The sequence below is a fragment of the Olsenella profusa F0195 genome, from assembly GCF_000468755.1.
Classification (GTDB): domain Bacteria; phylum Actinomycetota; class Coriobacteriia; order Coriobacteriales; family Atopobiaceae; genus Olsenella_F; species Olsenella_F profusa.
Genome location: NZ_AWEZ01000073.1, coordinates 21,225 through 34,454 on the forward strand (window position 1 = coordinate 21,225; position 13,230 = coordinate 34,454).

Below are 13,230 nucleotides of genomic sequence, written 5' to 3' on the forward strand. Positions count from 1 at the left end.
TTGTCAACGTTCGCGCGAGGAGCGCCACAGCCTGATGAGGCGGCCCACGTTGTCACACTCCACCTGCATTGCGTCGGGATTGGGAAGCGAGCTTGTGAACTGCCTGCCATAGCGCTTGCTCACCAGACGGGAGTCCGCCAGCACGAGGACGCCTGTGTCGGTGACGCTTCGTATGAGGCGGCCCGACGCCTGCTTGACGGAGATGACGGCCTCGGGCAGCGAATGGCGCCACCATGAGCGATCCTCGCGCAGCTCGCGCTCCCTCACCAGCGGATCCTGGGGACTGGCAAACGGCAGCTTGGGAATGACGACGCAACGCAGCGTGTCTCCCCCGGCATCAAACCCCTCCCAGAACGAGCGCAGGGCAAAGAGCGAGGTCGACGTGTGAGCCATGAACTGCTCCCGCAGGCGGCGTGGGGATGCGCCTCGGTTCTGGCACAGCAGGTCGATGCCCTCCCGCGCAAGGCGCGCCTGAAGCGCGCCGTACAGGCGCTCCATGTCCCTACGATTAGTGAAGAGCGTGAGGGTGGAGCCGCCCATCGCAACGTGTACGTCAAAGAGCAGCCCCTCGAGGCGCTCCAGGTAGTGCGCGTCGTTGGGCTGCGGCATGTCACGCGCGATCACCACCGACATGTGGTCCCCGAAGTCAAAGCTCGACCCTAGGCGCACGTCCCCATGCTCGCTCGCAGGAAGCCGGTCGAGTCCCACGGCATGGTCGAAGTGGGCGAAGCTCTCCCCCACCGCCATGGTCGCAGAGGTGAAGACCACGCTTTCCATCTCAGGCAGCCAGCGTTCGGCAAGGTCGGCACCGATGTCAAGCTTCTCCGCAACCAGACGCTCGACGCCCACGGCGCGCCTCGCACGGCTCAGCTCGGCAGAGTACACGTAGCTCTCGTCCGTGCCCTCCATGATGAGCCGCATGGTATCCAGCAGCTCCGTCGAGAAGCGTCCTACCTCGCCGAGGTCGGTCGCAAGCTTGGCCGAGCTGCCCCCAATGGCCTCCTGCGCCTCGCCAATGTCCTTCGCGAGCTCACAGAGCCGCTGTTCGGCGGCCTTGAACGCCTCATACAGGACCCGCCACTCACCACTCTTGCGAACCGCGCCATCGACCCACAGAGTGAGCGTCTCATAGCCCCCACCCGTGACGAGACCGGAAAGATCATGTAGGTGGAGGAAGAATTCGCCCATGGAGACGGACGCGCGCGCCGCGCAGGAGGAGGTCTTCGTCAGAAGTCGTAGAAGGAGAGCGGAGCCCTCCAACGATGATGCCTCCCCCATAAGCGTGTGGATGATGCCGGCCCTCGTGGTCCCCAGCGTCTCGAAGCCCCTGCGAACCGCCTCCCCCGAAACCTCACGCGCCCACTGGCGGCGGGCCTCCTGCTCGAAGCCGTGGGCCTCGTCCACCACCCAATGGCGTATGGGTGGCAGGATTTTGCCCTCCATGTCCACGTTGCACAGGAGCAGGGCATGGTTCGTCACGACGACATCGCATGCCGCGGCGCGCCGCCGCGCCGCATGCACGAAGCACTCCTTGGGAAAGAAGGGGCACATGGCGCGCAGGCACTCGGTGGCCCTCACCGTGAGCATGGAGCGCGGCACGTTGCGCCAGCGGATCCCCAGGGCATCGAGATCCCCATGGACCATCTGGCAGGCATAGGCATAGCTCACCGCCAACGCCGTGAGCATGTCGGATCGCACGGTCCTCATCGAACGCCCGCCATCGCAGGCGGCCTGCGTGGGAAGGTCCAGGGCAGTCGCGAGCTCCAGCCGGTGCAGGCAGAGATAGTGCTCGTAGCCCTTGAGACCTGCAAAGCTCACGCCTCCCGGCAGGGCGCGGTCAAGTGCGGGCAGCTCTTGGGTGACAAGCTGGTCCGCCAGGGCGTTCGTCTTCGTCGCGACGCCCACGGTCACGTTGTTGCGCTTGGCAAGCAACGCCTCGGGAAGGAGGTAGGCCATGGACTTGCCAACCCCCGTCCCCGCCTCGATCGCACGATGGGTGGAGGTTCCCAGGGCCCTGGCGACCTCCTGTGCCATGTAGAGCTGGTCGGGGCGCTGCTCGTAGCGTTCATACAGGGAGGAGACCACGCCGCCAGGCTTGAATGCCGTTTCTACCTCCTCCGGGGCCGGAGCCGTGGGCGGCGAGGCGGCGTCGGCGGCGTCGCGCTTGGGCCCACGGCCTCCCGATGCCTCCATCCCAAGCCTGAGGCGCATGTCACGGAGGGAGAAGGGCTCGGTGGAACCCATGTTCGCGATGTGAGAGAACACGGGACGATAGGGCCAGTCGACCTCAGGATGCATGCCCGCCAGAAGGGACAGAAGCCCCGAGGGCAGGTCAGAGAGACCAAGCAGGATGATGCGCCACATGCCACAGAGGGCGTCCACGTCATCCATGGCACGGTGTGTGACACCGTCACAACCAAATGCCATGGCCATGTCGGAAAGTCGATGCGTCCTCAGGCAGGGCAGTGCAATGCGCGAGAGCGCCAGGGAATCAATCCACAGATCGCTCACGGAGGAGCCACCGGCGGCCTTCTGGATGAACGTGCGGTCGAACGTGGCATTGTGCGCGATCACAGGCATGCCGCCCACAAAGTCGGACAGGCCAGCGACCGCCTCGCGCGGTGTGGGAGCATCGGCCACGTCCACGTCACGGATGTTCGTGAGGCGCGCAATCTCCGGGGGTATGGGCTGCCCCGGGTTCACGAAGGTGTGATAGCGCCCCATCACGGCGCGCCCCTCCAGCCGTGCGGCGGCGATCTCGATAAGCTCGCAGTCCCTGAACGAGAGTCCCGTGGTCTCGGTGTCGAGCACGATGACACCGTCCTCCAAGGGTCCAAAGTCCACCACCTCCGCACGCGCGGAAAGGCCGAGATAGGCATTCCTCGTGCTCGCGGGAATGTCGGGAAGGAGAAGGTCCTCTAGCTGCATGCCGTGCTTCGCCCCATGCCTATCGTGGCGTCCGTGCGTCGCACTCGTCCAGCGCGTCCTGGACGAACCGCTTGCAGAGCTCGGGGAAGCCGATGCCCGCGCGGGCCGCCGCGTCCGGCAGGAGGCTCCGCTCCGTCATGCCAGGAACCATGTTCGTCTCGAGCATGACCGGCGTTCCGTCGTCCTTGACGATGAGGTCCGTCCGTGAGACGCCCCGGCAACCGAGCGCCTTGTGGGCGGCGATGCCCATCTCCTCGGCACGACGATAGACATCCTCGGGCAGGCGCGCGGGAATCACATGATGCAGTGCGCCCGCCTCGTACTTGACCGTGACGTCGTAGAAGTCCGCATCGAAGACGATCTCCACGATGGGCAGGGCATAGGGCTTGGCGGTCCCCACAACCGGCACCGTGATCTCGATGCCCTCGATGCATTCCTCGATGAGCACGTCATCCCCCCCGGCCCCTGCCCTATCCACGGCATCCTGGAGCTGGCGGGCGGCCGTCACGCGACTCACGCCAAAGCTGGAGCCGTTGGAGGCAGGCTTGACGAACATGGGGTAGCCGAGCGTGTCCTCAAGGGTGCTGACGTCCTTCGGGGTAAGCACGGCGTCATGCGCGACCGTCATGCCCCGAGGAAGCGTGATGCCTGCCGCGGAGCACACCGTCTTGGCAACGGACTTGTCGGTCGCCACGGCCGAGGCAAGCACGCCCGAGAACGTGTAGGGAAGGTGCAGTATCTCGAGAAGGCCCTGGATGCAGCCATCCTCCCCATAGTGGCCGTGCATGGCGACGAACGCCACGTCGTAGCCGCCGTTGGCAAGCGTGGTGACAAAGCCGTCATCCGCCACGTTCAGAACCTCCACCTGGGTAAAACCGACCTCATGCAGGGCCCTCTCGACATTTCTGCCCGATTCCATCGAGATGGGGGCCTCATCGGACCAGCCGCCGGCAAGGATGGCGACCTTGTTCTGCGTTAGCTCGGGCTTTGCCATGGTGGCTCCTTATTGCTCAGGTGAGGTACGCTAGACTCTCATCGACGAGCACTCGTCGACTTTGAGGATACTCCACCTCACCGGTGAACAGCGAGCAAGGACTGACGGACATGCAAGACGCCAACAGAGCCTCCCGCGAGCGTACGGACCTCCATGCCCTGACCCATGGCCAGCTCGTGGAGCTCCTCGCAAAACTTGGACAACCAGGCTTTCGGGCCAGGCAGATCGAGGACTGGGTGTGGAACAAGAACACCTCGTCGCTGGATGACATGACCAATCTCCCCAAGGGACTGAGGGCCGAGCTGGCACGCCGTGTCACCCTTGACTCCGTCACCGAGGTCGCGCGTCAGGTCTCGCAGGACGGTAGCCATAAGTACCTGCTACGCCTTGAGGATGGCACCACCGTGGAGTGCGTGGGCATGCCATCGGCGGGCAAGCTTGCCGTCTGTGCCTCCAGTCAGGCTGGCTGTGGCATGGGGTGCGCCTTCTGTGCGACGGGGACTGCCGGCCTCACCCGCTCCCTCACAGCTGGGGAGATCTACGAGCAGGTCATGCATGTACGCGACGACTTTGGCCGCCGTGTGACGAGCGTGGTGCTCATGGGACAGGGCGAGCCCTTCACCAACTACGATGCAACGCTCGCGGCGCTCAGAAGGCTCAATTCCCCCGATGGCACAGGCATTGGCGCGCGCCACCTGACGGTTTCCACGTGCGGCATCATCCCCATGATCAGGCGCTTTGCCAACGAGCCAGAGCAGTTCACCCTCGCCGTCTCGCTTCACTCCGCCGTGCAGCGCACACGCGACCTGCTCATGCCAGGCGTCAAGAAGTACTCCCTCATGCACCTCTATGACATCATGGGCGAATACGTCGACAAGACGGGGCGGCGACCGACCTACGAGTATGCGCTCATCAAGGGTGTCAACGACACGGAGGATGAGATTGGCGCGCTGTGCGACTTCTGCCGCGGCAATCTCGCACACGTCAACCTCATCAGGCTCAATGACGTCAGGGGCTCGAAGTTCCGACCGTCCTCGGATGCGAAGACGCAAGAGTTCGTGCGCCGCCTTGTGAGCGTCGGTGTCGAAGCCACCATCCGGGCCTCGCGTGGCTCTGACATAGATGCGGCCTGCGGACAGCTCAGGCAGAACGCTGGTCGCATGTTGAGGTAGCCGCCCATTGCGTCCAGAGAGAGGGAGGGGGGCGGTGACGAACAAGTGTTCGTCACCGCCCCCCTTAGAGTCGCATGCACTGGCAACTAGAATCCTACACTCTCCCATTCCTGCCTGAGTTCCTCGCGGTTACGGGCGAGCACCTCGTCCTCATCTGCATACGAGCGGCGTATACCCAGTGCGTCGGACACCCTCCCATAGCCATCCACAACCGTCATGACCGCACTCCTCAGGTTCTCACGGGCATCGTCGGTAAGCAGGAGTCGATAGGCTGCCACTGCCGTCCCCACAAGCACGCCTGTGAGGATAAGTCTCCCTTTACTCCTCATCGGGATCCTCCATCCTCGCCTTAAGGAGTCTGGCAACCAGCTCCGCCAGTTGATCCTCGTCGGAGAATTCGATTTCGATCTTGTTCTTGTTGCGCACGTGCTTTACCCGAACATTCGTATCAAGCGCGAGACGAAGCTGCCGTGCAGCACGTCTGAATGAGCCGGGAGTAGGTTCACGTACGGGTTTAGGCGTCTTCGTGCCAGAAAATAGTGGGGCAAGACGTTCTGTCTGTCGGACGGTCAGCCCATCGTGGAGAACCCTCTGGGCAAGTTTCTCTCTCTGCTCGTCACCTGCCACGGCAAGGATCGCACGTGCATGACCGGCAGTAAGGACTCCCTCCGCCATCATATCCTGCACGGTCTGAGGCAGGTCAAGCAGTCTCAGTGTGTTGGCTATGGCCGATCGTGACTTGGAGAGCACATGACCAAGCTGCTCTTGTGTAAACCCATTGTCCCTGATGAGCTTCTCATACCCCTGAGCCTCCTCGATGGGATTCAAATCGGTGCGCTGCAGGTTTTCGATAAGTGCGATCTGGAACACTTCACTGTCGGAGATATCGCGCACTACGGCTGGTATTTCCTTCAATCCAGCCAACTTTGCCGCTTGATAACGGCGCTCGCCCGCAACGATCTCATAGCCCGTTCCAGACTTGCGAAGCAGAATGGGCTGAATGACACCATTCTGTTGGATGGAGTCAGAAAGCTCATGGAGCTTTTCCTCATCAAAGTTCTTGCGCGGCTGGTTCTTGTTGGGTTTGATCTTGTCCAATGCGATGGACGTGTCAGGGGCAACGGCCGCTATCTCGGCGTCCGCTCCTCCCATGAGTGACTCTAACCCCTTGCCGAGTCCCCCTTTTCTAGCCACGGCGCATCACTTCCTTTGCGAGCTTGGAGTATGCAACGGCACCCTTGTTGATACGTGAGTAGAGGTTGATGGGGACGCCGTGTGATGGCGCCTCTGAAAGCTTGACGCTTCGTGGAATGACGGTCTTAAACACCCTGTTCCCAAAGTAGTTTCGTACCTCCTCCACGACTTGCTTTGAGAGTGTCGTTCTGCCGTCATACATCGTCATCAGAACGCCAAACACATCGAGGTCCGGATTGAGGTTGCCACGGACCATCTTCATGGACTCCAGAAGCTTCGTCACACCTTCCAGCGCATAGAACTCACACTGTATCGGAATCAGGAGTGAATCGGATGCAACAAGAGCGTCCACCGTCAAAAGGCCGAGGGATGGCGGACAGTCTATGAAGACGTAATCAAAGTCGTCTCGGATAGGATCCAGTATTCCTTTGAGGATTGTTTCACGTGAAACCTTACTTACAAGCTCGATCTCTGCGCCAGCGAGCTGGATCGTCGCAGGAATCATATACACATAGTTTTGGCATGTCGGAATGATGAGATTCTCGATTTCATAGTCATGGAGGAGGGCATCATAGACATCCGCATCAAGTCCCTCTTTGTCTATTCCGTAACCGCTTGTCGTATTGCCCTGTGGATCAAAGTCGAGAACGAGAACCTTCTTCCTATTCTCACCCAGATATGCCGAGAGGTTCACGGCCGTCGTTGACTTACCGACACCTCCCTTTTGATTGATGATTGAAATGACATGGGCCGGACGATCTGGATAGCCCCGTTTTACTTCCTTGTAGTCCACAGATGCCCCCTCGAATTAGAATGATCTACCTATGCATTCGATCAAGCTGCTCCCATCATACAGGAGATGTACCTCATGAGACGACAGGAGGAAGGTATGTGACCGTTCCTATAAGGGCATATGCTTTGCCATGCCAGCCTGTCGTGGAAGCCTTACCGTTGCTGCACCAGTCTTCTTATAGCTCAGAATCTCTCGATGCCCCATGTCCAGAGGTAGTTCGAAGGTTTCACGTAAAACATGATGAAAACCACAGAGTGGGGCAACTTGCTTGGCATGACGGAGCTCTGTGTCAGGAACGTGTGCCTTCGAGCAGACAAGCAGCCCATCGCGTTTCAGAAGTGGTGAGGCATACTCGAGGAGGACTGAGATCTCTGCGACGGCCCGTGCGGTGACCACGTCAAAACACAGAGGATTACTGCGTGCAAGGTCTTCAGCGCGAATAGTCTCGACGCTCACCCTATGTCTGAGTCCCAGCTCCTCTACGAATTCACGTACTGCCCTAGACTTCTTTCCAACGGAATCTATGAGAAGCCCCCGCCAGGCACCCATGACGACCAAGGGTATTCCCGGAAAGCCCGCTCCGGTTCCCACATCGACGAACTGGGCATGGTCGTTACTGGATATGGTCTGAGGAATACCCTTCATGAAGAGCAGGGAGTCAAGGATGTGCTTTACGATCCCCTCACTGATCGAATCGATCCGCGTGAGGTTGAGAACCCCATTCTTCTCAATCACAAGGTTTAGATGTCGGAGCACGAGCTCTGCTTGGTCGAGTGACAACGGGACATCATATGAGACGGACATACGCAGAAGTTCCTCGAGACTATTCATCGTCACCTCAGACAGAAATTTATGACTCAACCATTCTTGACAAAAAGGAGGAGAGACAGCGTCTCTCCTCAGAGTACCAGCAGTTGATCTGATTGGACTAGCTGCGCATATATGTCACAATCACACGGCGCTGCGGTTCTTTGCCCTCAGAGTGCGTGGAGACGTTCCCATCGTCAACGAGAGCAAGGTGAACGATACGGCGCTCATAGGCGTTCATGGGAGCCATGCACACGTCTTGTTGCAGCTTGCAGGCGCGATTGGCGGCGGTCTTGGCCAAGGATACCAGCTTGTCCTTGCGTCTTGTCTTATATCCTTCGATGTCGACTATGATGGGGTAGTGGAAGTGAAGGCGATTGCTCAGGTAGGAACTCACGATCATCTGCAAGGCATCAAGCGTCCGCCCATGCCGCCCTATGAGTACGGCAAGATCTCCACCGCTGATGTCCAGGATGAGCTCGCCATCGTCTCCGTCATACTCATCGACGGAGACGTTCTCCTCACCAAAGTAGGAGAGCAGCGACCGCAGGTAGCTCACGGCAAGGTCGGCAATGGCATCGACGTCCACGTCCGTCAGACCCTGATCTCCTTCGTACCGTGACTTGATCTCGGCGAAGGAGTCATCGGATGAGGAAGTGACATCATCTTGGACATCCACATCATAAGACTCAGTCTCAGAATCGAACATATGTTCGTTATTCATATGAGCCTCCTTTTACTTGGACTTCTTCTTAGGGCGAGGCTTATGCTCCTTGCGCACGACCTCAACTTGCGCGCCCTGCGCTTCGAGCTTGGCCTCGGTCTCTGCCTTGACCTTGTCCATCACACGCTGGGTGACGACCTTCTGCTGAATGACCTGCCACACGGCAGACGTGTCATAGTACAACAGGACGGCTGCAGGGACGCCCCAGCCGAACCACAACATCATGACAGCCATGACGATACCCATGAGAAGCGACTGGCTCCGCTGCTCGTTAGGGGTGTTCTTGAGGTTCATCACCATGGGGATGAGCGTCAGCACGCCGAAGGCCACATCAAAGAGGATGTACACCCAGGCGCCCACGAGTCCGACCGAACCGACCATGTCGGACACCGACACTGAGATGGAGGGCATGATCCCCAGGAAGTGGGCGTCGGTGGGAACGTTGCGGGCAACCGTGAACAGCGCGAAGAAGATCGGCACCTGCAAGATGACCGGCAGGCACCCACCAAGAGGATTGAACTTGTTCTCGGAATAGAACTTCTGCATCTCCTCGTTCATGCGCGCCGGGTCATCGGCATACTTGTCCTGAATCTCCTTCATCTTTGGCTGGAGGGCCTGCATGCGAGCGGATGACGCAGTTGAGCGCGTCATGAGCGGCGTCAGAAGCACACGGATGATGAAGGTGAGCACGATGACGGCAAGGCCCCAGTCATTCGTGAAGCCTGCGAGGCCAGCCAGGATGCTGGTGAGCAGATTGACAAACCAATCCCACATGGTTCCTCCGGTTAGGTAGGTGACCTTTGATCATTAGGGTACGGGATCGTACCCGCCATGATGAAACGGATGGCAGCGCAAGATCCGCTTGAGGGCGAGCCAGCAGCCCATACGCACACCATGGCGCTCAAGCGCCTCGAGCGCATACTCGGAGCAGGTGGGCTCGTAGATACAATGGGATTTGAACAGGGGAGAGATCGTATCCTGATAGAGTCTCACACCCCGTACGAGCGCCGCCTGGACGACACCATCCCTGCTCACGAGCGAACACCAGCCTTCTCGACGAGAGACCGAAGCGCGGACGCAACTTCCTGTGGGGTGCAGTCATGCGTGTCACGCGTCGCAAAGAGAATGACATCCGCTCCCTTCATGGGAAGGCCACTCTGTCGAGCGGCCTCGCGGAGCACCCTCTTGCACCTGTTCCGGAACACCGCCGTGCCCAGTCTCTTTGGAGCAACAAAGGCGACCTTCCCCCAGTCGCCTTTGTCACCTGAACGCACTGTCATGCGCACGAGTCTATGGCTCATGCGCCGTCCGTTTGAGAAGACCCTCTCAAATTCACTTCTGGATTTGATGGTCCCCGTCATGAGACTAGACGGTCAGCTGCTTGCGGCCCTTGGCGCGACGACGCGAGAGGACGGCGCGGCCGGCCTTGGATGCCATGCGGGCACGGAAGCCATGGGTCTTGGCACGCTTCCTCTTGTTGGGCTGATAGGTACGCTTCATGTGTAACCCCTCCTGGGACGGTGTCGTCAAAAATGGTGCCAACAAGCCATAAGATTGTAGAGGCGCCCCGTGGGATGTGTCAACTAAAGGACAGCTAGGTCACACAATTCATCCGTGACCGTCGGCCATCGAGCACAAGGGGCGCGCCATCCTCATTCACCATCCCGCCGATGGCATGAATGAATACGGGGATGGCTGCGCCCGGACGACCCGGGTAATGGTAGAATCATTCATCCCATTCCTCGAATCGGCATGGAGTTATGAACGATGTTTCACCAGTGTTGAAAACATTCATCCATATCTATTCATGAACGAATGTTTTCATCAATGATGAAAGAGTGGCGAGGGGATGCTTCGGCGTGACAAGAGACTTCTATCCATTCGTAGAGGAGCATCCGGCCTCTCCCGCCACCCCCGACCCTCCCTCGCTTCATGTCGACTACCCAGCTCGTGTGGCTGTGTATGATGATGCCGCGACCGCGCCACGCGTGGTGATCATCGGGCCAAAGGGCGTTCGCGACTATCTCGAGGAGATAACGGCAACCGTCTCGCGCCTTGCCAAGGAACAGGGGGGCAGCATCCCCTTCATGGTCATCCGCGAGGTCGTCGAGAACTTCATTCACTCATACTTCCAACAGCCGACCATCAGCATCCTCGAGGATGGCAACACCATTCGCTTCAGCGACCAGGGACCAGGGATCCAAGAGAAGGAGCGGGCGCTCGAATATGGGACGACCTCCGCCACAGAGGAGATGAGGCAGTACATCCGCGGCGTGGGGTCGGGCCTGCCCTATGTCCATCAGTACATGCAGGACAAGGGCGGCTCGCTCACGATCGAGGACAACATAGCCGGCGGAGCAGTGGTGACAATCTGCGCGAAGGCCCCAACCGTATCAGGAGGTGGGAGGGCGCAGGCCCTTGGCCAGCCGCCCACCCGGACCGCACAGCAGGCTGCGACCACGGGACAGCAGGTCGCCTGGCAGCCACGGGCACAGGATGCGGCGACTTCCCGGCAGGCACAGCCACGACCCCTCTCCCCGGCTCCCGCACCGATCGAGCTGAGCGCCCGCGGCCGCACGATCCTCAGCTGGCTGACCACGCATGAGAGCGTTGGTCCCACGGACCTCGCGAGAACCTATGCGGGATCACAGCCAACCTGGTCGCGGGAGCTCCAGCGCCTGGAGGAGATGGGGCTCGTCGCCAAGCGCACGGGCCAGCAGAAGCGCTTCCTCACCGCCTCGGGACGGGCCATCCTCAACCTCCCCTAGGCCACCACACGACAAGCCAAGGGCACAAACTCAGGACGCCGCAACCCTCGATCGAGTTTTCATCATATACTGGTGCCCCAGTTTTCAACATGTGTGAGACGGGCGTCACGCAACGAGGCGGGCAGATAGGGAGTACATGGCCAAGGAAGACGGACAACTGCTCTGGGCGGATGCCCTCACCCTCATCGAGGCAACGAACATGCAGCCAGCGACCATTGCGATGCTCAAGAGCTGCGAGGTGGAGGACTTCAGTGGTGACACCCTCACCATCTCCACGGGGCTCGGGTTCGCGCGCATGCGCATCCAACGCGAGAGCGACACGATCGAGCGCCTGCTCGAAGAGGCGGCGTTCCAACCCGTCCACCTTGTCGTGGAGCTGACGGCGCGCGCACGGGAGCCCAAGGCAAGCATCTCGAACGAGATAACCCAGGCCGAGGCACAGCACCTCCAGACATCAGCTGTCACCGCCACATCCGGCGCCGCCGCAGCGACGCCCATGGCACCCAACCTCTCCACGCTGCTCGATGACCCCGCCGCCGTACGCGAGAGCAAGCTCACGTTCGAGCGCTTTGTGGCCGGAGAGGAGAACATGCTTGCCTTCGAGGCGGCAAAGCAGGTGGCCAACGGTGAGAACAAGGGGTACAACCCCCTCTTCATCTTCGGTAAGAGCGGCCTCGGCAAGACGCACCTCCTGAGGGCCATCCAAAACTACATCGTCCTCAACGACTCGAGCAGGGCCTGCTCCTACCGCACCGCCGCGGAGTTCGTGGAGGACTACCGCATAGCCTGGAACGACAAGGAGACCTCGGCCCGAAGCGCGCTCTCCACCAACTACCAGAGCGTGGACGTGCTCATCATCGATGACGTGCAAAACATGAGCACCGCGGCGGGATCGATTCGCTTCTTCTTCGAGACGTTCAACGCCCTCATGGCACGTGGCAAGCAGATAGTCCTCGCCGCCGACCGTTCGCCCCTCCAGCTGGGGATGGGGGAGAGCAAGTTCGACGAGCGCGAGACGAGCCGCATGGACTCAGGGGTGACCGTAAGCATCCAGGTACCCGACTATGAGCTCAAGCTCAACCTCATCAACACCTTCTATGAGCGCATGAGGCAGGATGCCGAGTGCGAGCATATCGGGGGCATGTCCGGAACCATCTCCAAGGAGATGCGACGGCTCATGGCCGAGCGCGCGGGAACCAACATCCGCACCATGGAGGGGTTCGTGCAGACCTGCATCATCAATGCCACGCGCCTGGGCGAGAAGGGGCAGGACCTTGGCAGGGATGACATCATAAGAATCGCCGCCGCAAAATGGCCCAGTGCCCAGCGCACCATCTCCATCGAGCAGATCCAGAAGGCAGTGGAGAGCTACTATGATGTGTCCCACGATGACCTCGTTGGCGCCAAGCGCAACAAGGAGGTTGTCGAGCCGCGACACGTATGCATCTGGCTCGTGCGCGAGCTGACGGACAACACCCTCGCCGACATCGGCAAGCGCTTTGGCGGAAGGAGCCACGCCACCGTGAAGCACAGCATCAAGTGGGTCGAGACGACGCGCAAGGAGGACCGGATCTTCCTCGATCACCTCGAGAGCATCAAGGACAGCATCATCGCCAAGAGCTAAATGGAGACAAGTTGGTGCAGTCCGTGTCGAAACGCGTTCATAACCGGCCTCTCGATGTAGAAGGAGTTTTCGACACGGGAGGCCGTGTTGGCTATGGTGAGGGGACGATGAACGACGAGAGGGGAATAACGCAGCGCTGACCAGCACATCCCCTCGGTTATTCACATTTCGACAGACCTTATTAGTACTACTATCCTTATATATAGATAGCTACTATTAGATATGG

At 60.0% G+C, this 13,230-nt stretch carries 14 protein-coding genes; 3 read left to right on the forward strand and 11 right to left on the reverse strand.

Translation table 11 applies throughout. The features are described 5' to 3' along the window. Window positions 1-3: 3 nt before the first annotated feature. Both HMPREF1316_RS12310 and HMPREF1316_RS12315 read right to left on the reverse strand, forming a co-directional pair. A complete protein-coding gene (locus tag HMPREF1316_RS12310) occupies window positions 4-2,928 on the reverse strand; it encodes a helicase C-terminal domain-containing protein (RefSeq protein WP_021727469.1) in 2,925 nt (974 codons plus the stop codon). 19 nt (window positions 2,929-2,947) lie between these two features. Next, window positions 2,948-3,922: a D-alanine--D-alanine ligase family protein gene (locus HMPREF1316_RS12315; protein ID WP_021727393.1), complete on the reverse strand. Its 975-nt coding sequence runs from the start codon at window positions 3,920-3,922 to the stop codon at window positions 2,948-2,950. Window positions 3,923-4,032: 110 nt separating this feature from the next. Between HMPREF1316_RS12315 and rlmN the strand changes: the two genes are divergently transcribed. Beyond that, complete coding sequence (rlmN, locus tag HMPREF1316_RS12320) at window positions 4,033-5,094, forward strand: dual-specificity RNA methyltransferase RlmN (protein WP_021727352.1); 1,062 nt, start codon at window positions 4,033-4,035, stop codon at window positions 5,092-5,094. Between the two features lie 86 nt (window positions 5,095-5,180). Here rlmN and HMPREF1316_RS12325 read toward each other — a convergent pair whose 3' ends face one another. The 9 genes from HMPREF1316_RS12325 to rpmH all read right to left on the reverse strand — a co-directional run bounded on the left by HMPREF1316_RS12325 (window position 5,181) and on the right by rpmH (window position 10,112). Continuing rightward, on the reverse strand, window positions 5,181-5,423 hold the full coding sequence (locus HMPREF1316_RS12325) for a hypothetical protein (RefSeq protein WP_021727405.1): 243 nt from the start codon (window positions 5,421-5,423) through the stop codon (window positions 5,181-5,183). Beyond that, window positions 5,413-6,288, reverse strand: coding sequence for a ParB/RepB/Spo0J family partition protein (locus tag HMPREF1316_RS12330; RefSeq protein WP_021727440.1), 876 nt, complete (start codon window positions 6,286-6,288; stop codon window positions 5,413-5,415). The genes HMPREF1316_RS12325 and HMPREF1316_RS12330 overlap by 11 nt, the downstream gene beginning before the upstream one ends. Next, the gene (locus HMPREF1316_RS12335; protein ID WP_021727358.1) at window positions 6,281-7,081 is read right to left on the reverse strand and encodes a ParA family protein; all 801 of its coding nucleotides are present in this window, start codon (window positions 7,079-7,081) and stop codon (window positions 6,281-6,283) included. The genes HMPREF1316_RS12330 and HMPREF1316_RS12335 overlap by 8 nt, the downstream gene beginning before the upstream one ends. 108 nt (window positions 7,082-7,189) lie before the next feature. Beyond that, window positions 7,190-7,912, reverse strand: a complete 723-nt coding sequence (gene rsmG / locus HMPREF1316_RS12340) for a 16S rRNA (guanine(527)-N(7))-methyltransferase RsmG (RefSeq protein WP_084620993.1) — start codon at window positions 7,910-7,912, stop codon at window positions 7,190-7,192. Window positions 7,913-8,009: 97 nt separating this feature from the next. Then, window positions 8,010-8,612 (reverse strand): Jag family protein, encoded by a 603-nt coding sequence (locus tag HMPREF1316_RS12345; RefSeq protein WP_021727417.1) that lies wholly within the window; start codon window positions 8,610-8,612, stop codon window positions 8,010-8,012. Window positions 8,613-8,624: 12 nt separating this feature from the next. Next, window positions 8,625-9,386 carry a YidC/Oxa1 family membrane protein insertase gene (locus HMPREF1316_RS12350; RefSeq protein WP_021727475.1) on the reverse strand — a complete coding sequence of 254 codons (762 nt, stop codon included), beginning with the start codon at window positions 9,384-9,386 and terminating at the stop codon, window positions 8,625-8,627. A gap of 33 nt (window positions 9,387-9,419) precedes the next feature. Continuing rightward, window positions 9,420-9,647, reverse strand: coding sequence for a membrane protein insertion efficiency factor YidD (gene yidD, locus HMPREF1316_RS12355; protein WP_021727362.1), 228 nt, complete (start codon window positions 9,645-9,647; stop codon window positions 9,420-9,422). Next, window positions 9,644-9,973 carry a ribonuclease P protein component gene (gene rnpA, locus HMPREF1316_RS12360; protein WP_040652580.1) on the reverse strand — a complete coding sequence of 110 codons (330 nt, stop codon included), beginning with the start codon at window positions 9,971-9,973 and terminating at the stop codon, window positions 9,644-9,646. Before rnpA ends, yidD begins: the two co-directional genes overlap by 4 nt. A 4-nt stretch (window positions 9,974-9,977) precedes the next feature. Further along, window positions 9,978-10,112 carry a 50S ribosomal protein L34 gene (rpmH, locus tag HMPREF1316_RS12365; RefSeq protein ID WP_021727380.1) on the reverse strand — a complete coding sequence of 45 codons (135 nt, stop codon included), beginning with the start codon at window positions 10,110-10,112 and terminating at the stop codon, window positions 9,978-9,980. A gap of 452 nt (window positions 10,113-10,564) precedes the next feature. On the opposite strand from rpmH, the gene HMPREF1316_RS12370 reads away from it, so the two are divergent. Both HMPREF1316_RS12370 and HMPREF1316_RS12375 read left to right on the forward strand, forming a co-directional pair. Continuing rightward, complete coding sequence (locus HMPREF1316_RS12370) at window positions 10,565-11,380, forward strand: ATP-binding protein (protein WP_232204541.1); 816 nt, start codon at window positions 10,565-10,567, stop codon at window positions 11,378-11,380. Window positions 11,381-11,516: 136 nt separating this feature from the next. Then, entirely contained in the window at window positions 11,517-13,004 is a 1,488-nt protein-coding gene (locus HMPREF1316_RS12375) for a DnaA ATPase domain-containing protein (protein WP_021727363.1), read from the forward strand. Window positions 13,005-13,230: the final 226 nt, after the last annotated feature.